Raw genomic sequence first — 21,766 nt, 5'->3', positions numbered from 1 at the left:
ACTCTAGCGACGCACGGCCAGGAGGCAAGGGCCGGCGGGTGTGGTGCCCGCCGGCCCTGTCTTTTCGATCCGGGACCGGTCTCAGGCCAGGACCAGCTCGGGCTCGATCCGGATGGCGCGGGTGAGATTGAAGAGGTTGGGCGAGGTCGCCTGCACCGCCGCATGGATCTCGCGGAACTGCTCGGGCGAGCCGTTGCCGCTCATATGCACCCGGACCTGCATCGTCTCGTAGCCCGCCGGCACCGAAGCATCGAGACCGAGGAAGCCGCGCAGGTCGAGGGCGCCCTCGGCCTCGATCTCGAGCCGGTCGAGCGACACGCCCCGGAGCGCGGCATTGGCGGCATAGCCCACGATCATGCAGGCGTTGAGGGCCGCCATCAGCAGCTCCTGCGGGTTGGGCGCGATGTTGCTGCCGTCGAGCTCCAGCGGCTCGTCGGCGGCGATGTGGAAGTCGCGGCGGATCTCCTGGCCGCCCAGCCGATAGCTCTCGACTTGGCCGTCGCTGCGGGTCTGGCCCTTCCAGGCCGATCGCACCTTGAACTCGATCCGGGCCTGGCCGGGATCGCGCTGGATGCCTGCGACGAGGGCCTCGATCTTCGCCAGATCGAAACCGTTCACATGGGTGGGGGCCTTCATGGGCGTCATGTCGTTCATTGTCGGTCTCCATACGCAGGGTTGAAATGCGGGCACGATCGGGAGCGGGCCTAGCAGAAGGCCGGCGCGATCGATTCGATGCGCTGGCGGTGCTGCGGTCCGAGCGCGCCCAGCGTCGCCAGGAAGCGCGGATGGGTCATCCCGGAACCGAGGAAGGTCCAGCGATTGGCTTGATGCTGCAGCTGTCCGAAGATCTCCGCTTCGCTGGCGGTCAGCCTGCGACCGGTGGCGCGCTCGAAGCTCTCGCGGTCGAACGCCACCTGCTGCTCAAGACCCTTATCGATGAAGCCGCCGATGGCGAGATAATCCTCGATGCCCTTCTCGATCTCGGCCGTCGAACAGGTCTCCGCCATGCCCATCACCATGAGCGTGTCGAGCTTGGCGTGCTGGCATTCCTCCTGCCAGTGATGCTTCAGGAGGCTCGCGAACTGCGGGTCGATCCCGAGATCGTCCTTCACGCTGTCGACATAATGGCGTTGCGTCATCCATTCGATCTGCAGGATCGCCAGTGCCACCCCGAGCGGATGATGGGCCAGAACCGCCTTGGCGACGGCATCGGCCGGCCCGATCGCCGCACAGGCATGGCCGAAGCCCGCCTCGAACTCGGCGCAGAAGCGCTTGAAGAGGTGAATATGCTTGGCCTCCTCGCTGGCGAACTGGAGCAGCGCGCGCACCTGGTGATCGTCGCGATCGAGCCGGGCGCGGGTATGGTCCATGAGGAAGGGCAGGATGAATTCCTCGACCAGGCCGAAGATGTAGAGATAGCCATGGCCCCGGATCTGGTTCAGCACCCGGCGCTCGTCGGGGCTCAGGAAGGTCAGCTTCTCGGTCTGAGCCAGGACCTCCGGCAGGAAGGGCCTGGAGAAGTCGAGACGCTTGTCGCTGCCAATGATGTCTTCGATGCGCCAATTGGCGCGCTGCGAGGCCGCCAATGTGGCTTCGTAGCTAAAACCCTCGATCGTCATGTGTTTTCCTCATGTTCCAGGCGAGACCGCAGGATGGCCTCGCGTCGGGGAGGAATTTCCCCCTGGGCCGTGAGAAATGCGGTGGCGATAGGCGTTGAATCCCAGGCCCATTCGTTGTAACTGGCGTGGAAATCACGCAACATCGGAGCGTGCGGCGATCGGCCACCGCCCAGGTCCCCCAGGGGAACCGGCCCGTCGCGGCAGCGCGAAAGAGATGTCATGCTGACACTTCGGGTCTTGGGCAGGATGGAGCTGGCGCGGGACGGCGCCACCCTGCCGCTGCCGCAATCGAAGAAGACGCGGGCGCTCCTCGCCTATCTGGCGGTCACGGGCCGCGCTCATTCGCGCGACAAGCTCTGCGAGATGTTCTGGGACCTGCCCGACGATCCGCGCGGATCGCTGCGCTGGAGCCTCTCGAAGCTGCGCACGCTGGTCAACGACGAGCGACGGGAAAGGCTCGGCGCGGACCGCGAGAGCGTTTCGCTCGATTGCCGCGACATCGATGTCGATCTGCTGAGAATCCGTGAATCGATCGACGAGGATTTCGACGGCGCGCCGCAGCCCGTCCTGACCGCGGCCTTGAAGGCGTTCCGCGGCCCCTTCCTCGACGGCATCGAGCTCGATCGCTGCCCCGGCTTCCAATCCTGGATGGTGGCGGAGCGCGAGCAGGCGCGCATCCTGCATGCCCGGACCCTGTTCCAGCTGGCAAACCGGCTGGGCGAGTCCCGGCCGGAGGAAGCACTGACCTATATGCGGCGCATGATCGAGGTCGAGCCGGACTGCGAAGAGGCGCGAACAGCGTTTGTCCGGCTGCTGATGCGCAACGGTCTCGCCAACGAGGCCGAGCAGCAATTCGAGATCGCGCGCCGGCATATCCAGGAATTGAGCGGCGCCCCCGCCGCCATGTTGACGCTGGCCTGGCAGGAACTGCGCGAGCTGCCGCCGGCACCATCCGGTCCGGAGGGGCGTGGGCCCAGCCTCGGCTACAACCCCATCTCCCGAAAGGCGGCTGCGCCTGGCGCGGTCGCGGTGATGGAGCGGAGCGATCCACCCGCCGCCGGCGATGCGACGATCGCGCCGCTCCGCGATATCGAGCAGGAGATCCGCTTCTGCACCGCGCCGGACGGCACGCGGATCGCCTATGGCACGGCCGGCCAGGGTCCGCCGCTGGTGAAGACCGCAAACTGGCTCAATCATCTCGAGTTCGACTGGCAGAGTCCGGTCTGGCGCCATCTGCTGCATGCGCTGGCGCGCCACCATCAGTTGGTCCGCTATGACGAGCGCGGCAACGGGCTATCGGACTGGTCGACCCCGGATTTGAGCTTCGAATCGTTCCTCCACGATCTGGAGACGGTGATCGATGCGGCCGGGCTCGACCGCTTTCCCCTGTTCGGGATCTCGCAAGGCTGTGCGGTGTCGATCGCCTACGCGGTGCGCCATCCGGAGCGGGTGACACGCCTCATTCTCGCCGGCGGCTATGCGCGCGGCTGGCGCAGGCGCGGGTCGCCGGGCGAGATCGCACGCCGCGAGGCGCTGCAGACCCTGACGCTGCAGGGCTGGGGCCAGGAGAGTCCGGCCTATCGTCAGATCTTCACGTCACTCTACCTGCCCGACGCGACGCCCGAGCAGGCGAACTGGTGGAACGAGCTGCAGCGCATCACGGCCTCGCCGCAGAACGCCTACCGCCTCACCGAGGCCTTCAGCGATATCGATGTCCGCGATCTGTTGGGCCAGGTGAAGGTGCCGACCCTGGTGCTGCACAGCCGGGGCGATGCGGTGGTCCCGTTCGATTGCGGCCGCGAGCTCGCCAGCGGCATCCGCGGCGCCCGCTTCGTGCCGCTCGAGAGTCGCAACCACATCATTCTCGAGCATGAGCCCGCGTGGGTCCGGTTCCTGGCCGAGATCTCCGGCTTCCTGCCGGCTTGTCCGGCCCCCTGACCTGCCGCTTCAGGCGGCGCAGCCTACGCAGGGATTGTGATCGTCGTTGTCCGCCGCCTTGACGGCCGGCACCGTTTTGGTCGCGAGGCTGGAAACCGCAACCATATCGGGCGTATCGCGCGGATCCTTCAGGCCATAGGCCACCATCACGATCTCATCGCGACAGACGCCGATATCGCGCAGCTGACGATCGGTGAGCGCGCTCAGGGCCCCGAGGCCTTTGCGGCGCTCATGCCATGCCAGCGCCTGGGCCGGCAGGCTGCCGAGCGTCGAACGCAGCCCTTGCGCGACGGTGGCGAGGGTCTTGGACAGGCCGTTCAGCCCCAGGGGTGACAGGCCGAGAGACAAGCGATTCATGAAAACCTCCTCGATAGACAGACTCGACGAAACAGGCGCCCGAAAGCGCCTTGCCGGCCGCCCTCTGGCGGGGGGAGTTCCGTCGACGGATGGGCAGATCTCTAGGCGGCTGGCGCTGAAGGCGCCGTGGGGACCAGCGTGGTATCGGCGGCCCCGGCGTGGAATTTCCCGCTGGGGCGAACGTCGCGCCGCTGGCCCCGGCTATCCGCAAAGGCCCGACCTCCCCTTAGGTCGGCAACGCTGCCGCACTATTCAAGAGGACGCGCCCCCGGAAGATGACGATTCTACTACGGAGCGTATGGAAATTACGAAGGCCCTGCGGCCCAGCGATCTGATCGACCGGTCAGCTTAAGCCTTACCCTCATGCCGGATCGACGCTGGGCGCGTGGGCCGGGCGGCCTCTGATCCGGTCTGCGACATTTCGCACCACCACATAGAAGACCGGGGTGAAGACCAGGCCGAACAGGGTCACGCCCAGCATGCCGAACAGCACCGTGGTCCCGAGGGATTGCCGCATCTCGGCGCCGGCGCCGGTCGCGATCGCCAGCGGCAGCACGCCGAGGATGAAGGCGAAGGAGGTCATCAGGATCGGGCGCAGGCGGGTCCGGGCTGCGCTCACGGCCGACTCGATCCGGGCGATGCCGGTCGCCTCGGCCTGTCGCGCGAACTCGACGATCAGAATCGCGTTCTTGGCGGCAAGCCCCACCAGCACGACGAACCCGATCTGCGCCAGGATATTGATGTCGAAACCTCGCAAGGTGAGGCCGGTGATCGCCGCCAGCAGGCACATCGGCACGATCAGCACGATCGAGAGCGGCAGGGCCCAGCTCTCATACTGCGCGGCCAGCACCAGGAAGACGAACAGCACCGCGGCGGCGAAAATGAGGATGGTGGTGTTGCCGACCTGCTTCTCCTGATAGGCGAGCTCGGTCCATTCATAGCCGAAGCCATCGGGCAGCCGCTCGGCGGCGATACGCTCCATCGCCGCCAGCGCCTCGCCGCTCGAAGCCCCGGGGCCCGTCTGCCCCTGGACCTCGGTCGAGGGATAGAGATTGTAGCGCGTCACGCGATAGGGTCCGGTGCGGTCCTCGAAGGAGGCCACGGACCCCAGCGGGACCATCGCTCCCGCCGCATTGCGCATCTTGAGATTGGTGATGTCGTTGACGGTCTGGCGGAACTTGCTGTCGGCCTGCGCCGTCACCCGGTAGGTTCGGCCGAGGAAATTGAAGTCGTTGACGAAGGCCGAGCCCAGATAGACCTCCAGCACCTCGAACACCTGGGCGGGCGTGACGCCCAGCATTTCCGCGCGAACGCGATCGATATCGGCGTAGATGCGCGGCGTCTTAGTGTTGAAAAGGGTGAAGACGCCGGACAGATGGGGATCCTGGTTGGCCGCCCCGATGATGTCCTGGGTGACGGTCTCCAGCGTCTGCAAGCCCCGGCCCCGCCGGTCCTGGACCATCATCTTAAAGCCGCCGCCGGTGCCGATGCCGCGCACCGAGGGCGGCGGGATGACGATGATGAAGGCATCCTTGAGGGCGCCGAGGCGCTGCTGCAGTGAGGCGCGGATCTTGTCGGCCGAAAGGCCCTTGGCAACGCGAACGTCGAAGGGTTCGAGCGGGGTGAAGATGGCGCCGGCATTGGGCGCGTTGGTGAAGGTGGCGCCGTCGAAACCGGCGAAGGGAACGGCATGGGCGATACCGGGAGTCTTCAGGACGATTTCGGTGGCGTCATGGATCACCTTGTCGGTCCGCGCCAGCGACGAGCCCGGCGGCAGCTGCACCACGACGATCAGATAGGCCTGGTCGAGCTGCGGAATGAAGCCGGTGGGGGTGCGGGCGAACTGGAACCCGGTGAGCGCGACCAGGCCGGCATAGACCACCAGCACCAGGACGGAGAGCCGGATCAGCCGGCGCGCCGTGCCGCCATAGCCCAGCGACAGATGGTCGAAGCCGGTGTTGAACAGGCGGAAGAAGGCGCGGACCGGGCGGAACAGAAGGCGGGCGACGAGACCGTCGGCTTCCGACGCGTTGCCATGCGGCTTGAACAAAAGGGCGCAGAGCGCCGGGCTCAAAGTCAGCGAGACAAAGCAGGAGATGATCGTCGCCGTGGCGATGGTGACGGCGAATTGGCGGAAGAACTGGCCGGAGATGCCCGGTATGAAGGTCGCAGGCACGAACACGGCCGTCAGCGTCAGGGCGATCGCGACTAGCGCCGTGCCGACTTCGTCCATCGTTTGTCGTGTCGCATCGCGGGGCGACAGGCCTCGCCGCAGATTGCGCTCCACATTCTCGACCACCACGATGGCGTCGTCGACCACGATGCCGATGGCGAGCACCAGCCCGAACAGGGAGAGCGTGTTGAGCGAATAGCCGATCGCCTCGAGGACCGCGAAGGTGCCCACCAGCGAAACCGGGATCGCCACGATGGGAATGATCGAGGCGCGCCAGGTCTGCAGGAACAGGATGACGACCAGGATGACGAGGGCGGTCGCCTCGTAGATCGTCTTGACGACCTCATCCACCGACTGGGCGATGAACTCCGTCGGATTGTAGACGACGTCGTAGCGCACGCCGTCCGGGAAGGCTTTCGCCAGATCCTTCATCGTGTCGAGCACCAGCTTGGCGGTCGCAAGCGCATTCGAGCCGGGTCGCTGGAACACCAGCAGCGGGACCGCCTGCCGATCGTCGAGATAGCCGTTGGCGCTGTAGTCCTGGGCGCCGATCTCGACCCGCGCGACATCGCGCAGCCGCGTCACGCGGCCGTCGGGATCGGTCCGAACCACGACGTCAGCGAACTGGCGCGCGTCGACCAGCCGCCCCAGGGTTTCGATGTTGAGCTGGAACGCGGTCTGGTTCGGCATGGGCGGCTGGTTCAGCACGCCCGAGGCGACCTGGACGTTCTGCGCCTGCAGGGCCGCGATCACGTCCCCGGCGGTCAGGTCGCGGGCCGCGATCTTGTCGGGATCGAGCCAGACCCGCATCGCATAGTCGCGCGAGCCGAAGATGCGGACGTCGCCCACACCCGGAATGCGCGAGAGGACGTCGCGCACCTGGAGCGTGGCGTAGTTCGAGAGATAGAGCTGGTCGCGGCTGCCGTCGGGCGAGCTCAGATGGATGACCATCAGCATGTCGGGCGAATTCTTGCGCACCGTCACGCCGAGGCGCCGGACCTCCTCCGGCAATCGCGGCTCGGCCACCGCTTCGCGATTCTGCACGAGCACCTGGGCGGTATCGAGATTGGTTCCGAGCGCGAAGGTGACCGTCAGCACCAGATTGCCGTCGCTGGTCGCCTGCGACGTCATATAGAGCATATTGTCGACGCCGTTGATCTCCTGCTCCAGCGGCGTCGCCACCGTGTTGCTGACGGTTTCGGCCGAGGCGCCCGGATAGCTGGCGCGCACCTCGATCGTCGGCGGCACGATGTCGGGATATTGCGACACCGGCAGCGTCAGATAGGCGATGGCGCCGATGATGGTGATGAAGATCGCGATGACGATCGCGAAGATCGGCCGATCGATGAAGAAATGGGAGAGTCGCATGATCGATCTACTCTTCCGGATCCGGCAGATCGATCTTGCCTTCTTCCACCGTCACCTTGCCGCCCGGTCGCGCCCGCAACAGCCCGCTGATGATGATCCGGTCGTTGGGATCGAGGCCCGAGCGGATGATCCGCAGATCGGGTCCGCGATTGGGACCGAGCCGCACCACCTTGGGCACGACGGTCCCATCGTCCGCCACCGTCATGACGAGCTTGCGCGCCTGATCGGAAACGATGGCGGCCTCGGGGATCAGGATGGCATCGTAGGGCTCCGAACCCGGGATCCGGACCCGTCCGAATTGACCGGGCGTGACCAGCAAGGTCGGGTTCGGCAGGAGCGCGCGGACCCGGATCGTGCCGGCACTGCGGTCGACCTGGTTGTCGATGAAGTCGATCGTGCCCTTCATGCTCCATTTCTGCTCGTCGATCAGCTGCGCCTGGACCTCGACCGATCCTTCGCGCACCGACTTCAGGCGCCCTTCCGCGATGGCGCGCTGATATTCCAGCAGATTGGATTCGCTGACATCGAACAGGAGGCGGATCGGATCGAGCGATACGATCGTGGTGAGGAGCGTCGTGCCTCCGCCCGAGCCTCCGGTCACCAGATTGCCGACGCTGATCGTATGGGCGCTGATGCGCCCGGTGACGGGCGCCGTGATCCGCGTATATTCTAGATTGAGCTTCGCCTCGTCGACCGCCGCCTGGGCCACCGTGATCGACGCCGCCGCGTTGCGGGACTGCTGCACCCGTTCGTCATAGGAGCTCGCCGAGGCGAAATCGTTCTTGCGCAGCGCCTCGGAACGCTTCACCTGGGCGATGGCGAGATCCGAGGCCGCGCGGGCCTGCTCGAGTTGTGCCTGGGCCGAGGCCAGTGCGATCTGGAAGGGCCGCGGATCGATCTCGAACAGCAGATCGCCTTCATGGACGATCTGCCCGTCCTCGAAATGGATCGCCTGCAGGTAACCGCTGACGCGCGCGCGCAGCTCCACCGAATCCACGGCGGTGAACTGACCGGTATATTCGTCCCATTCGGTGATCCGCTTCACCAGCGGCTTGCTGACGACGACGGAGGGTGGCGGAGCCGCCGTGGCGGCCGCGGCCGTGGTCGTCGACGCCGGGCCGATCAGACCCTGATGCCAGGCCAGGAAGCCCGCGACCGCGAGCAGCAGGACGACGATCCCCAACCAGACCCAGCGCCGGCTTCTGCCGGCAGCAGTCCGGCCGGGCGACGCCGTGCGGCGTGCCGGAGGCGCTTCCTGTCCATGATCGGTATCGCTCATCCCCGCCCCGGCCCGTCCTTCCCCAGCATCGACCGTGATGCGGTGAGATTGGCCCATTGGCGGAGAGTTGCAAGGGCGGCCTTCGTCCGAGGTGCCTATTCCACCAGTGAAATCAGGGTTATGGGGGTTTTTATAGCAAGATCAGACAAGTCACGGCGCAGAGGAACGCCTTAGGCGATAGAGCCGATGGCGGCGCAGCGGATGGCCGGCCGGCAGGACCGGATGATCGAAATCCTCGCGAGCCTCGGACGTCATGCCCAGGCGTTCCATGACCGCCAGCGAGCGCCGGTTGGCCGGAACGGTGAAGGAGACGATTTCCTCGAGGCCGGCTTCGGCGAATCCGAACGCGACCGCGGCGCGGGCCCCCTCGGTCGCGTAGCCCTGGCCCCAGTAGCGGCGCGCCAGCCGCCAGCCCACCTCGACGCAAGGTGTGAATGAAGCGGTGAACCGGGGGATGGCCAACCCGATGAAGCCGATGAACGCGGCGACGTCGGGCACCTCGACGGCCCAAAGACCATAGCCATGGCGGTCGAAATGCCCGCCGATGCGCTCCGCCAGAGCGTCGCTGGAGGCCCGTTCGAGAACGGACGGAAAATGTTCCATCACCACGGGATCGGCGTTGATCGCGGCGAACGGGGCGAGATCGGCTTCGCGCCAGGGCCGGAGCCGCAACCGCGTGGTTGTCAATGTCGGGCACTGAGAGGGAGTCGCTATGGCGAATTAACCCCGGCTCGGGACTTTACTGCTGGCCGTTCGACTTGATGACATCGTTCAAATGATCGATCGCCGCGTTCAGCAGAGGACCGGCACTGGTGTCGACTCTGCTGCCCATGGAAAAGACCGCGATCCGGCCGCTGTCGATTGCGCATACGGCGCCGTTCATGGTCTCCGCGCATTTGGCCGCCGGCAAGTTCGCCAAGGATCGTGGCGTCGCCTTGTTCTGCACGATCGCCTTTTCGAATTGAGAAATGTAGGCGTTTGCGGCCGCCATGTCCGGGAACAGAAGGTAATTGATCTTCGCCTCGGGATCGGAGGCCAGGAGCGTGATCTGCGCGTTGCCCATCATGCCGGCATTCCGATCCTCCTGGTCGATCGGTCCGGGCGCCACCTGCCTGACCTGGAATCCCGGCGGCAATTGCCGCGGCGTCGCCTTGAGCAGCGCCTCATAGAGCCCATCGGCGGCATTCGCCGTCGGTGTGAATGCACCCGCAAGCAACATGCCGAGAACCACGATGACGGCCAGGGATTCCCGGGGCTGTCGCCCCCTATAACCGGTCATGCCTGATCTCCTTCGACTGGAACCAGTTTCGGAACGCAATGCGGGCGCCTGCCCCGACGATGCTACGCCCCCTTCCGATCAGGACAAAGTGCCGGCGAAGAGCTTCCAGGTGCCGGCGACCTCGAGCCAGGGCAGCGAGGGATAGTCGGTGATGGTGAGACCGCCGTCGACGATCAGCGTCGCCCCGGTCACGAAGGAGGCCTCGTCGGAGGCAAGGAACATGACCGCGCGCGCGATCTCGTCCGGGGCACCCATGCGGCCGAGCAGCGAGGCGCCCTTCTCCCAACCGGCGTCCGCGGCCGCGTTCTTGGTGACGTCGGTTTTGATCCAGCCCGGCGAGACGGCGTTGGCCCGGATGCGATGGGGAGCGCCTTCGACGGCGAGCGAGCGGGTCAGGGCCTCGAGCCCCGCCTTGGCGACACCGTAGGTTCCCCAATTGCCGTGAAAGGTCGCGGTCGAGGAGATGTTGACGATGGCGCCGCCCCCGGCCGCCTTCAGCGCCGGGAGCGCATAGGCGGCGATGTAATAGGCACCCTCGAGATTGGGTCCGACGATCTTGCGCCAGCGCTCGCCTGGCGAGTCCGAGCGCTCGATCCCCGACCGGCGCGCGCCGGCGCCGGCATTGTTGATCAGCACATGGAGCTCGCCGAAGCGCGCCAGGACCGAGGCGACCAGTGCCTTGGCCTGGCCCTCATCGGCGACGTTGGTCTGGAAGAACTCGGCCTCCGCCCCTGTCGCGCGCAGTTCGGCCAGGGTCGAAGCGCCCTTCTCGCTGTCGCGCCCGCAGATGGCGAGCCGCGCGCCCTCGGCCGCCGCCCGCAAGGCGATGGCCCTGCCGATCCCCGAATTGCCGCCGGTGACCAGAACGGTCCGATTCTTGAACTTCATGGGATGGGTCTCCGATGCGGGGATTGAGCGCCGGCAGGATCCGGGCGCCCGGGAAGGCTCAGCGGGATTCGCGGTTGGAAAGGACTTCCCGGATCCGGCGGGCCAGATCCTGCTTGCGATAGGGCTTGCTGAGGAAGCTCCGGCCGCCCAGCCGGTCCTGGTCGCCCTGCAGCGCGTTTTCCGCGAAGCCCGAGGTAAACAGGATCTTGAGGTCCGGTCGCAGCTCGGTCGCATGTCGCGCCAGATCGACACCGGTCATGCCGCCCGGCATGACGATATCGGTGAAGAGCAGATCGACCGGCACGGACTGCCTCAGGAGCGCCAGCGCCGCATGCCCGTCCTGCGCCTGGATCACCTGGCAGCCGAATTCCTCGAGCTGCTTCACGGCCACCTCGCGCACGCCCGGATGGTCCTCGACCAGGAGCACCCGCACGCCCTTCAGATCGCCGGCGTTCTCGAGCGCCGCGATTTCCGGCGCCGGCACCGGCCCCGTCATGATCCGGGGCAGATAGATGCGGATGGTCGTCCCATGGTCGACCTCGCTGTAGATCTTCACATGGCCTTTCGACTGCTTCACGAAGCCATAGACCATGCTGAGGCCCAGCCCGGTTCCCCGCCCCTGCGGCTTGGTCGTGAAGAAGGGCTCGAACACCCGGCTCATGTTCTCAGGTGCGATGCCGCTGCCCGTATCCGTCACCGCAATCATGGCGTAATCGCCGGGGGCGACGTCCAAATTCTCCGCCGCGTAGCGCTCATCGAGCCGCTTGTTGCCGGTCTCGATGGTGAGGCGGCCGCCCCGGGGCATGGCATCGCGAGCGTTGATCGCCAGATTGGCGAGGGCCGCTTCCACCAGCGTCGGATCGGTCTGGGCCGGCCATAAATCCTCCGCCAGCTTCATCTCGACCTCGACCTGTTCGCCGAGGGTCCGCTGCAACAGCCGCGTGATGCTCGTGACCAGCTCGTTGAGGTTGACGAAACGGGTTTCCAGCGGCTGTCGCCGTGCGAAGGCCAGCAGCTGGCGCGTCAGGTCGGCGCCGCGCAAGCCCGCCTCGAGCGCCTGCTGCGCCATCTTGCGGGTCCGGCTCTCGGGTTCGAGTTGCTCGCAGAGGATATCGAGATTGCCGATGACCACCGCCAGCAGATTGTTGAAATCATGCGCCAGGCCGCCGGTCAGCTGACCGATCGCCTCGAGCCGCTGCGAGCGCCGCAGCTGCTCCTCGATCTCCTTGCGCCGGGTGATGTCCTCCGCGATGCCGACCAGATGGGTGACCTTGCCGGCCTCGTCGCGGATCGGCGAGATGGTCGCATAGACCGAGGCGCGGGTTCCATCCTTGCGCACCATCTCGAACTCGCCCTGCATGTCGCGGCTGTCGGCACCGCTGCTCCAGGCAGCGGCGCAATCGTTCTCCGCGACGCCGACCGGCTTCCACATGGTGGGGGTCTTTCCGATCAGATCGGAAAGCGCGAAGCCGGTCACCTCGAGCAGCTTCGGATTCACATACTGGATGGTGCCCGAAACGTCGGTGATGACCACAAGATTGGCGCTCTGCTCGACCGCGCGCGACAGGATGCGCAGCCGTTCCTCCGCGCGCTTGCGTTCCGCCAGCTCGCGGGCCCGGTCGCGGCGCAGTTCGCTGTCGCGGAGCTCACGCTCGATCGCCGGTCCCAGGCGGCGCAGATTGCCCTTGATCAGGTAGTCCTGAGCGCCGGCCTTCATCGCCGTGACCGCCGTGTCCTCGCCGATGCTGCCCGAAACGAAGATGAAAGGCGTATCGAGGTCGCGTTCGCGCAGGATCTTCAAGGCATCCGTGCCGCTGAAGCGCGGGAGGGAGAAATCGGCCAGGATGATGTCCCAGGGCTGCCGATCGAGCGCGGCTTTCAGGCCCTCGGCCGTATCCACATGCTCGCAATCGGGAGCAAACCCCGCGCGTCTGACCTCCAGGAGGAGGAGCTCGACATCGTCGTTCGAGTCCTCGACGATCAGGAGTTGAAGCGGCACGGCCATGGGAATGATCCTCGTCAGCGCGGCGGTGCTTCGTTCAAGAGCAGCCAATAGAGGCCGAGCTGACGCGCGGCCTCCACGAACTCGTCGAAATCGACCGGCTTGCGCACATAGCTGTTGCAGCCCAACCGATAGCTGGAGATCAGATCCTGCTCCTCCTTGGAGGAGGTCAGAACCACGATCGGCAATGTCTTGGTCGCTTCGTCCGCCCGGATCCGGCGCAGCACCTCGAGGCCCTCGAGCCGGGGCAGCTTGAGATCCAGCAGCACCACCTGCGGCAAGTCGCTCCGGTCCCGGCCGCTGTGAGTCCCCGTGGCAAAGAGATAGTCGAGCGCCTCGACGCCGTCGCGGGCCACCACGATCGTGTTCTTGATGTTGTTCTTCTTGAAGGCTCGAAGCGTCAGGGCGACGTCGTCGTCATTGTCCTCGACCAGAAGGATTGCCGCATTCCGCATCGTTCGAACCTCGCTCACAGCGTGAAATAGAAGGTGGCGCCCTGGTCCGGCCTGGCATGCGCCCAGATCCGCCCGCCATGCTTGCGGATCACGCGCTGGACCGTCGCCAGGCCGACTCCGGTGCCGGGAAAGTCGGTCGCATCATGCAGCCGTTGGAAGGCGCCGAAAAGCTTGCTCGCATAGGCCATGTCGAAGCCGGCCCCGTTGTCGCGCACGAAATAGGCCCGCTCGCCATCGACGGTCTCGATCCCGAGCTCGATCCGGGCGGGATCGCGGCGGCCGGTGAATTTCCAGGCATTCCCCAGGAGATTGTCGAGCACGACCCGCATCAGACGGCCATCGGCCTGAACTTTCAGCCCCGGCGCAATGGTCGCGTCGACATGGCGCTCCGGCTGCATCCGTTGCAACTCCTGCAGCACCTTGTCCGCCATGTCCGTGAGATCGACCTCTTCGCGCACCACCTCGCTGCGCGTCACATGGGCGAGGCGCAGCAGATCGTCGATCAGCATGCCCATGCGCTGGGCGGCCTGGCGAACGCGCCTGAGATAGCCCAGGCCCTCCGCATCGAGGCGGTCCGCATAGTCCTCGTTGAGAGCCTGGCTGAAACCGTCGATGGCCCGCAAGGGCGCCCGCAGGTCGTGCGAGACGGAGTAGCTGAAGGATTCCAGCTCGCGGTTCACCGCGTCGAGTTCCGCATTGTCCCGCGCGAGGCGCTGATTGAGCGCCGTCGTCTGTTCTTCCGCGGCGCGCCGCTCTTCCCAATAGAGCGCCAGGAACCAGCTGGCGACGGCGAACAACATCAGCAACACCGCCCCGGCCAGGCTCAGCCGCTGCCTCAGCGGCGCCAGATCGGCATCCAGCGCTGCCTGGGACATGAAGGCGACCAGGGTCCAGCCCGGCAGCCGCAGCGGGCGACTGTCCGCGTCGATCGCGCCACCGGAAGCAGCGCCGCTCAGTTCGCGTGTCAGCTTGGCATAGGTGAAGAGACCGGCGGGGGTCGCGAACTGCCCGCTTGCTGGGCCGTTCTGCAGCTGCGTCCAGGCATCGGGATAAAGGGTCTCCAGCCGGTGCTGCTCGCGGTCGGGATACATGAAGCTCCATTCGACGTCGCGGCTGGGTCCCAGCAGCCAGTAGCCCGCGTCGTTGAGCAGCCAGATTTCGTCGCGGCCGGGCGTGGCCATGAGCTGGATGCGATCGAGAATGCGTCGACCCAGATAGTTCAACACGATCATGCCGCGCGGGAGCCCGCTCGGATCATAGACCAGCGTGGAGACGCGGATCGCCGGATTGAGCGGCTCCTCGACCTTGTCATGCTCGACATTGAGATCGAAGGGCGAGACATAAATGTCGCCCGCCTGGAGTTTCAGCGTCTCCCGGACGAAATAGCGGACACCCTTGTCCTGCAGTTCCTCGACCGGCACGCGGATCGGGTCCCCTCCGTTCCAGTTCGCGCGGACTCGTTCGCGTCCCGTGAGGTCGATGAAGCGGACCTTGTCATAGAGGCCCTTGGTCGCGACGAAGGCGAGATACTCGTCGCCGACATCCCGCCATGTGACAGCGTTGTCATCCGCGAGCCATCGCCTCAGGGTCGGATCGTGCGACAGATAGCGGATATCGGAAATGACCGTGGCCAGGGTGGCGACGAAGCGCTGCTGCGCGACCTCGACGCTCTTCTGCTCCGTGGCCTGAGTGATCGAAAGGGAGGTCTCGGACTGGGCGCGATAGAGCAGCACCATGATCCCGACCGACGCCAGCGCCAGGGGCAGGAAAATGAGCGCGGCTCGGCGCAGCAGGCCGGCACTCGCTTTTGCCCGAAACATCAATCTTGCCTGCCTGCTGGTCCATGGGGGGACGGCGAGAATCGGCACTCGATTCCGATCGGATCGATCTCAAGGCGGGTCCGGCAACATTCTGTCCGATACGGCAGAATGAATAACATTCGCCGAGAACGCCGGTCAAATCATCGCGTTAGATTCAAATTGCACCGTTACACTGGCGGTTGCGGCATGCCGGCCGACTCCCTCGGGCCAGCCCGCCCCCCGTGACATCGCGATGACTTGCTTTTGCCATGCAATCAGTGGGGAATTGGACTATCAACGCAACGCATGCGGCAGAGGCTCGGCGCCTCTGCCGGGAGCATGGACGAGCGGCATGACGATGAATGGCAGCCTTCTGGCCTCGACCTCCGCGTCGAACGTGGTGCGCGAGCCCTTTGCCCATTTTGTGAGCAGGGCGGCACTGCCCCCCGACCGCTATCGGCAGCTGGATACCTCCTTCCCCTCGGCCGAGACGATCCTCGGCGGCCGGGCGGCGGCGATCGAGAACGCTGCGGCGCGCTTGCCCGCCTTCAAGGTGCTCGACAACGCGGCGATCGCGCCCGAATGGCGCGAGTTCTTCAAGATCCACACCTCGACGATATTCTGGAACGACATCGTCCGCGTTTTCGGAGACAGCCTGCGCGCGACCTTTCCCCATCTCGAGGAACGCGTCGGCCGCCGGCTCGAGGATTTCCGGGTGGGCGTGCGGGGTGCTGAGCCCGGCGTCGACATTCGGCTCGAATGCCAGTTCGTCATCAACACCCCGGGCACCCGGGTCTCGTCGGTCAAGACCCCCCATGTCGACAAGCGCCAGACCCTGTTCGCGGCGCTCTATTATTTCCGCGATCCGGCCGACCGGTCGGAGGGTGGCGATCTCGAATTCTATCGCTGGCAGCGCAGCCCGCGCTTCCTCAATTACCGCATGATTCTGCCCGAGGACGTGACGCCGATCGAGGCGGTGCCTTACGGCCCGAACACGCTTGCCTGTTTCGTCAATTCGGCGCAGTCGGTCCATGGGGTGACACCGCGCGGACCTTCGGTGCAGCCCCGCCGCTACATCAATTTCATCGCCGAACTGCCCTTCAAGGCCTTTGCCACGCGCGGCATGAGCATCCCGGCCCGGCTGCTGCATTGGCCCCAGATCCGCCAGATCAGCCGGCGCTCGGTGGGCGCGGACCGCTACTGACCCCCCCGCCCGACATGCCAACGGCGCCATCCGAGCCCCAGGCGCTCGAGCCCCCCGCTGGCGTCTGGCTGCTGACGAGCTACCGTGCCGGCGACAATGCGCAGGTGCTGGGCCTGGCCGAAGCGCTGGGCTGGCGCTTCGCGATCAAATCGCTTCGCTTCCGCAAAACCGAGTTCATCACCAACCGGCTCCTCGGCAGCACGCTTGCCGGCGTGATCGACCCGGGCGCGAGCGCGCTGGCGCCGCCCTGGCCCGATCTCGTCATCTCGGCCGGACGCCGCAACGAGCCGGTGGCGCGCTGGATCCAGGCGCAGGCCCGGCGCGCCTCGCCACCGCAGCGGACGCGGCTGGTTCATCTCGGCCGGCCCTGGGCCGACCCTCGCCATTTCGATCTGATCGTCACCACGCCGCAATATCGGGTGCCGGCCCGCGCCAACGTGCTCACCATCGGCGCGCCCCTGCATCGCGTCACGGCCGCGGGACTGGCCGCGGCCGCTCGGAAATGGGCACCGGTACTCGCCGCCCTGCCCCGTCCCTGGATCGCGATCCTCGTCGGCGGCAGCAGCCCGCCTTATGTCTTCGACGCGGCCATGGCGCGCGATCTGGCGCGGCAGGCCAACGCGCTTGCCCGCCAGCGCGGCGCCGCGCTCCTGGTCACCACCAGCCCGCGCACCCGCCCCGAAGCGGCGGCGGCCTTGCGCGACGCCATCGCCCAGCCCGCCTTCTTCCACGATTGGACGCCCGATCCCGACGCCAATCCCTATCTCGGGCTGCTGGCGCTGGCCGATGAGTTCATCGTGACCGGCGAAAGCATGTCGATGGCGGCCGAAGCCTGCAGCACCGGCAAGCCGGTCCATCTCTTCGATATGGGCTGGGGTTGGAGCGCGATGCGGCCGCCGGGTCATCCCGGCCTCGCCGCGTCGCGGGGGATCGGCGAAGCGCTGGCGCCGCAGCGTCTGAAACATTGGGCGCTGGCCCATCTGCTGCCGGAACGGGTCCGGCGCGATGTCAGGGTGATCCTCCGGCGCCTGGTCGAGGAAGGCCATGCGGCCTGGCTCGGCGATCCCGCCCCCGCGGCCGGGAAACCGGCGCCGGACGATAGGGCGGCCGCCGTGGCCCGGGTCCGCGCGCTGTTTGCGCGCCCGCGCTAACGCTGGTGGAGCGGCAGGACGCTGGCGACGGCCGGGCGCTGCTGCATGCGCCTGTAATGGTCGTGAATCTTCGGGAAGCGCGCCAACTCGACGTCGTCGCCCTTGAGCCAGCCCGACAGCGTGAAGAGATAGGGATCGCTGATCGAATAGCGCTCGCCCATCACCCAGGGCCCCTTGAACAACTCGTTCTCGATCAGGTCGAAGCATTCGCCGACATTCTGCGGCACCTTGCGCCGCATCTCGGCCATGGCGGCGGGATCGTCGGCCCAGCGATAGGCCCGCATGCGATGGGCATGGGCCACATGGACCGTCGAGCAGAGATAGCTGTTGAAAGACTGGATCCGCCCGAACTCATAGGCATCGTCCAGCGGCGCCAGTCCGGCGCCGGGATGGGTCTGCGCCACGAAGGCGAGGATGGCCGGATTCTCGGTGAGAATGCCGCGGTCGGTGACGAGCGCCGGCACGCGGCCCTTGGGATTGATGGCGAGATAGTCGGGCTTGCGCTGGTCGCCGGCGACCAGATCGACCTTCACCGCCTCATAGGCGGCGCCCGCTTCCTCAAGGGCGATGTGCGAGGCCATCGCGCAGCTGTTGGGCGCGTAGAACAGCTTGAGCATCGGATCCCTCTGCAAAGGAAACGTCCTCGCGACGGTCGGGCCCGGGAGAGCCCCACCGTCGCGGGACAGGATCGGATCAGGCCGCGAGCGGCCGCGATTCCAGCGGCGGCACGCGCCGCAGCAGATCGAGCGAATCGTGACGGATGTGATTGTGGCGCATCTCCTCGCGCAGCTGCGCCTCGGTCACGGTGCCGGCATCGAGACATTCGCGCAACAGGCCATAGAAGAAGGCCTCCTGCTTCGGATCTGGATGGGGATTGTAGCGGCCCATCAGGCCGTAATCGCCGAACAGCTTGCGCCGCGCGATCATGACCCAGGCCCAGGGCGGGAAGAAATAGACCCGGTCCACCGGCTGGAAATCGACCTTGAGGCCGGTCTTCCAGGGCTGGGTCTTGCGCTTGGTGTTGTGCACCAGCTTGGTCGCCGGCGTGAGATTGTCGAAATCGTTCCACTCGTTCTCCAGGAGTCCGATCGTCTCCTGCGGCTCGGTGATCAGGCTGGTCCATTCGATATAGTCGCGCTTGAACTCGAACAGCTCGTTGAACTGCTTCGGCACGTTCCAGTGCTTGAGCTTGGCGCAGTCGAGCAGCATCACGCTGGTGGCATGCAGCTTCCGCGCGCCGCGGCGCCGGCACATGATCGCGTTGCCCTGCATGTCGCGGGAGATGAGTTCCCAGATGTCGCCTTGGGCGAACACATCCGGATCGATCACGACCGCGCGGCCCTCATAGCCCATCAGCTCGGGCGGCATGAAGCGCAGCGGCGTGAAGGACTGCAGGTCGTCATTGTGCCAGACGCGCTTCAAGCCATCGCGCAGATAGGGTTTCCCCTCCTTCGCGCGGAAGAACTCGTGGTCCTCCTGGTGCATGATCCGGACGTCGAACGCATCGGGGTTCTTCGAATTGCGCTTCAGCGAATGGGCCGCGACCAGCGCGCCCACCAGCTGCTTTCCGTTGGTCTGAATGAACACGCAGGGCTTCTTCTGCATCACCGTCTCGCTCATCCTTGTCACCTCGTCACCATCACGCATGGGGCGTGAAACCCCCGACCGAATTCTTGGGACGCCTATTGCCCGGCCGCGCGCCGCATCTCGGTCACGACCGGCGCCGGCGTCTCCGCGCCGTCATAGCCGAACATCGGATCCAGATGGGCGCGGACATAGCTGTCGATCTGCCGGACCTGATCGTCGTCGAAATAATCGCGATAGCCGCCGACCTTGGCCCGCCGCACCTTGAAGGAATCCGGATTGCCCTTCTGGCCCGGCACCATCCGGGTGCCCGACCACCAGAACACCCGCTTCTGCTCGAGCTTCTTCAGATTTTCGAAGGCGGCGAACTCGACCGACTGCTCGATCTCGGCATCAGTCGGATCGAGGGCCATCCAGGTCAGCAGGCGGCGCAGCTCGGCCTGCGGCTGGGCGCGCATGTCTTCGTAGCGGATGATCAGCTTGTCGCGCAGCTTCGGCAGTTCCCGGGCCCACTCGTTCATGAAACCGACGACGCGCTTCAGTCCCTGCTCCTCGTTCATCACGAAATCGAAGATCGCCACCTCGGCGCCGTGCGCCGGATAGCCGTTGAGCTCCTTCTTGTGCGGCAGCATCCGATGCCGCCACTGGAAATACTGCGACACCGCGACGTCGGCCGGGTTGCGCACCAGGAGCGCCGTCGGCGTCTCGTAGAAGGCGGTCTTGCGGGTCCCGTTGCCGAGGTAGTCGCGGATGTAGTTGTCGTGGGTGAAGAGGATCTTGGGGATCGCCCGGTTCTTGCGGTGCAGATTGTCGAAGATCAGGAGGCTGCGCTCGGAGAGGCCGTAGCGAAGCTGGAAAAAGCGCGACAGCATCACGCTGAGCCAAGTCCGCCCGCTCTTGCCATGCGAGACCACGGCATAATCGGCCTGCGCCAGATTGCGGCTGTCTTCCCGGCCGCGGGCGCGGCGGCGGACACGGACGCGTTCCGAGGCCGGCAGCAGCCGTGCGGCCGTGACCACGATCTCGCGCACCACCCGGTTCACAACCGAATCGATCACACTTGCTCCTGCCGGATTCCCGGGGCCGTTCAAACACTTGAGGGGTGGTGCCGGGGCTCTCGATCGCACGAACCGCCTCGCCACCGCAGAATAGGCCGGCGCAGCGTGACCATCAAGCAAGCCTTTGGCAAGGCGGTAAAATGCCGCCATCCGCGGGCCCCGCTCGGGAATGGAATCCGCAGCTCCCGAGGAGCGCCGGCCGCCTCCGAGGATCGGTCGGATCCGCGCCGCGCGGCGGCTTCGTCGTCCCGATCCGCGCCCTTCCGACGGCCCCACGATTGCCAAGATTTCATCCCCAGTTGGCGGCAGGGCGACCAATGGTCACGTCATGGCGACGGTCCGGGCCGTATTGCGGCGCGACCTCGATTGGATAGGATGCGCCCGTCCTGACGCCAGGGCGCGAGGTCCAGCAACCTCGCGACACGGAGCCATATTGCCACACGACAAGCAGCCGCCCTACTTCCACCGCAAGAGCGTTCGTCCGAGTCATCTCTATCGGGATATCGGCCGGAGCGCCGAGCGGCCCTTCATGATTCTCGCGACCCTGCTCGAGACGTCGCTGGGCGATCTGATCGCGAAGACCGCATTTCTCTCGACGCTCAAGGACCAGTTCGATCATGCGCGCCTGATCGTGCGCTACAGCGATATCCGGCCCTACAGCGCCGAGGTCATCTCGCTCTCCCCCAACATCGATCATGCGACCCCGCTCAGGGGCGAGCGGCCGCGATGGCTGGCCGAATGGTTTCCCGACATGCGCCCCTGGCTGCCGCTGGGCCGCTGGACGCTCGGTCGCGAGAAGATGCAGGCCGCGTTCTACGACTTCGTCGTGATCGAATCGATGATGGACATCCGAAACATGCATGGCCTGGCGCAGCCGGTTCCGCTGCGCATCCCACCCGAGAAGGAGGCCGCACTCCAGCGCCAGCTCGTCGGATTGGGACTCGATCCCGGCCGCTGGTACGCGACCGTCCATTACCGGACCGGCAGTTATGGTCCCAAGCTGGACAAGGCTCCCTTACGCAACAGCGAGCCCGAGAACTATCGCCAGCTCATCGACTACATCATCGACGAGCTCGGCGGGCAGGTGGTGCAGCTCGGTCATCCGGAAATGGAGCCCTTTCCGCCACGGCCCGGCCTTGTCGATCTCAGCCGGATCAAGGACGGGTTCATGTTGCAGGCCTACGCCGTGTGCCATTCGCGATTCCTGATCGCGGGTCCCTCCGGTCCGGTCACGCTCGGCTTCGCCTTCGAGGTGCCCCTGGGCGTCGTCGACGCGACCGACGGCTATGGCGGTTGGGGCGACAGCGAGCAAGTCATCCTCACCCATGAAGTCACGACGCCCGACGGCGCGGTCCTGATGAACCGCGCGCTTCTCGAGTCCGGCCTGCTCGACCAGGTCGAGCTCAAGAGACAGATCCGGGAGGGCGTGAGCCACCGGATCCGCAAGAACAGCAGCGAGGAAATGGCGGCGGTGGCGCGCCATCTGTTCGACCGCACGAGCGACATCACCGGGTGGCGCTCGCCTCATCGGCGGCCGCAGCGCGTGCGGCCCAACCGCCTCACCTGGCCCTTGCCGACGCACGAAAACATGCGCTTCTTCGGCGAGTGACCG

Annotated in this window: 18 protein-coding genes; 4 read left to right on the top strand and 14 right to left on the bottom strand. The window is 66.1% G+C overall.

Features of this window, described 5'->3' with window-relative positions:
- Positions 1–81: 81 nt before the first annotated feature.
- Together FRZ44_RS01880 and FRZ44_RS01875 are read right to left on the bottom strand one after the other, a co-directional pair.
- Positions 82–654, bottom strand: a complete 573-nt coding sequence (locus tag FRZ44_RS01880; RefSeq protein ID WP_225308508.1) for an OsmC family protein — start codon at positions 652–654, stop codon at positions 82–84.
- Positions 655–704: 50 nt separating this feature from the next.
- Positions 705–1,619 carry a hypothetical protein gene (locus tag FRZ44_RS01875; RefSeq protein ID WP_151175578.1) on the bottom strand — a complete coding sequence of 305 codons (915 nt, stop codon included), beginning with the start codon at positions 1,617–1,619 and terminating at the stop codon, positions 705–707.
- A gap of 219 nt (positions 1,620–1,838) precedes the next feature.
- Between FRZ44_RS01875 and FRZ44_RS01870 the strand changes: the two genes are divergently transcribed.
- Entirely contained in the window at positions 1,839–3,557 is a 1,719-nt protein-coding gene (locus FRZ44_RS01870; protein ID WP_225308507.1) for an alpha/beta hydrolase, read from the top strand.
- Positions 3,558–3,566: 9 nt separating this feature from the next.
- Here FRZ44_RS01870 and FRZ44_RS01865 read toward each other — a convergent pair whose 3' ends face one another.
- The 9 genes from FRZ44_RS01865 to FRZ44_RS01825 form a co-directional block, all read right to left on the bottom strand.
- Entirely contained in the window at positions 3,567–3,914 is a 348-nt protein-coding gene (locus FRZ44_RS01865) for a DUF1127 domain-containing protein (RefSeq protein WP_151175577.1), read from the bottom strand.
- A 361-nt stretch (positions 3,915–4,275) separates the two neighbouring features.
- Positions 4,276–7,455, bottom strand: coding sequence for an efflux RND transporter permease subunit (locus tag FRZ44_RS01860; protein ID WP_151175576.1), 3,180 nt, complete (start codon positions 7,453–7,455; stop codon positions 4,276–4,278).
- A 7-nt stretch (positions 7,456–7,462) separates the two neighbouring features.
- A complete protein-coding gene (locus FRZ44_RS01855; RefSeq protein ID WP_151175575.1) occupies positions 7,463–8,734 on the bottom strand; it encodes an efflux RND transporter periplasmic adaptor subunit in 1,272 nt (423 codons plus the stop codon).
- A 150-nt stretch (positions 8,735–8,884) separates the two neighbouring features.
- On the bottom strand, positions 8,885–9,421 hold the full coding sequence (locus FRZ44_RS01850; protein ID WP_151175574.1) for a GNAT family N-acetyltransferase: 537 nt from the start codon (positions 9,419–9,421) through the stop codon (positions 8,885–8,887).
- 52 nt (positions 9,422–9,473) lie between these two features.
- Complete coding sequence (locus tag FRZ44_RS01845; RefSeq protein WP_151175573.1) at positions 9,474–10,013, bottom strand: hypothetical protein; 540 nt, start codon at positions 10,011–10,013, stop codon at positions 9,474–9,476.
- Positions 10,014–10,091: 78 nt separating this feature from the next.
- Positions 10,092–10,901, bottom strand: coding sequence for an SDR family NAD(P)-dependent oxidoreductase (locus tag FRZ44_RS01840; RefSeq protein WP_151175572.1), 810 nt, complete (start codon positions 10,899–10,901; stop codon positions 10,092–10,094).
- Between the two features lie 58 nt (positions 10,902–10,959).
- A complete protein-coding gene (locus FRZ44_RS01835; RefSeq protein WP_151175571.1) occupies positions 10,960–12,906 on the bottom strand; it encodes a response regulator in 1,947 nt (648 codons plus the stop codon).
- Positions 12,907–12,920: 14 nt separating this feature from the next.
- The gene (locus tag FRZ44_RS01830) at positions 12,921–13,358 is read right to left on the bottom strand and encodes a response regulator (RefSeq protein WP_151175570.1); all 438 of its coding nucleotides are present in this window, start codon (positions 13,356–13,358) and stop codon (positions 12,921–12,923) included.
- A gap of 14 nt (positions 13,359–13,372) precedes the next feature.
- Positions 13,373–15,178, bottom strand: a complete 1,806-nt coding sequence (locus FRZ44_RS01825; RefSeq protein ID WP_225308506.1) for a sensor histidine kinase — start codon at positions 15,176–15,178, stop codon at positions 13,373–13,375.
- 331 nt (positions 15,179–15,509) lie between these two features.
- Between FRZ44_RS01825 and FRZ44_RS01820 the strand changes: the two genes are divergently transcribed.
- Both FRZ44_RS01820 and FRZ44_RS01815 read left to right on the top strand, forming a co-directional pair.
- A complete protein-coding gene (locus FRZ44_RS01820; RefSeq protein ID WP_151175569.1) occupies positions 15,510–16,361 on the top strand; it encodes a 2OG-Fe(II) oxygenase family protein in 852 nt (283 codons plus the stop codon).
- Between the two features lie 14 nt (positions 16,362–16,375).
- Complete coding sequence (locus tag FRZ44_RS01815; protein ID WP_151175568.1) at positions 16,376–17,512, top strand: mitochondrial fission ELM1 family protein; 1,137 nt, start codon at positions 16,376–16,378, stop codon at positions 17,510–17,512.
- Here FRZ44_RS01815 and FRZ44_RS01810 read toward each other — a convergent pair.
- From FRZ44_RS01810 to FRZ44_RS01800, 3 genes are all read right to left on the bottom strand, one after another.
- Positions 17,509–18,129, bottom strand: coding sequence for a glutathione S-transferase family protein (locus FRZ44_RS01810; RefSeq protein ID WP_151175567.1), 621 nt, complete (start codon positions 18,127–18,129; stop codon positions 17,509–17,511). The genes FRZ44_RS01815 and FRZ44_RS01810 overlap by 4 nt on opposite strands.
- Positions 18,130–18,205: 76 nt before the next feature.
- A complete protein-coding gene (locus FRZ44_RS01805) occupies positions 18,206–19,132 on the bottom strand; it encodes a glycosyltransferase family protein (RefSeq protein WP_225308505.1) in 927 nt (308 codons plus the stop codon).
- 62 nt (positions 19,133–19,194) lie between these two features.
- A complete protein-coding gene (locus tag FRZ44_RS01800) occupies positions 19,195–20,154 on the bottom strand; it encodes a sulfotransferase domain-containing protein (RefSeq protein ID WP_191908368.1) in 960 nt (319 codons plus the stop codon).
- Positions 20,155–20,587: 433 nt separating this feature from the next.
- Here FRZ44_RS01800 and FRZ44_RS01795 point away from each other — a divergent pair, with 433 nt between their 5' ends.
- On the top strand, positions 20,588–21,763 hold the full coding sequence (locus FRZ44_RS01795) for a TIGR04372 family glycosyltransferase (RefSeq protein ID WP_191908367.1): 1,176 nt from the start codon (positions 20,588–20,590) through the stop codon (positions 21,761–21,763).
- The last annotated feature ends 3 nt before the right edge of the window (positions 21,764–21,766 follow it).

Source organism: Hypericibacter terrae, from assembly GCF_008728855.1.
In the GTDB taxonomy this organism is placed as follows: Bacteria; Pseudomonadota; Alphaproteobacteria; order Dongiales; family Dongiaceae; genus Hypericibacter; species Hypericibacter terrae.
Note: the sequence above shows the minus strand (reverse complement) of the source record. Positions and strands in the feature narration are given on the sequence as shown.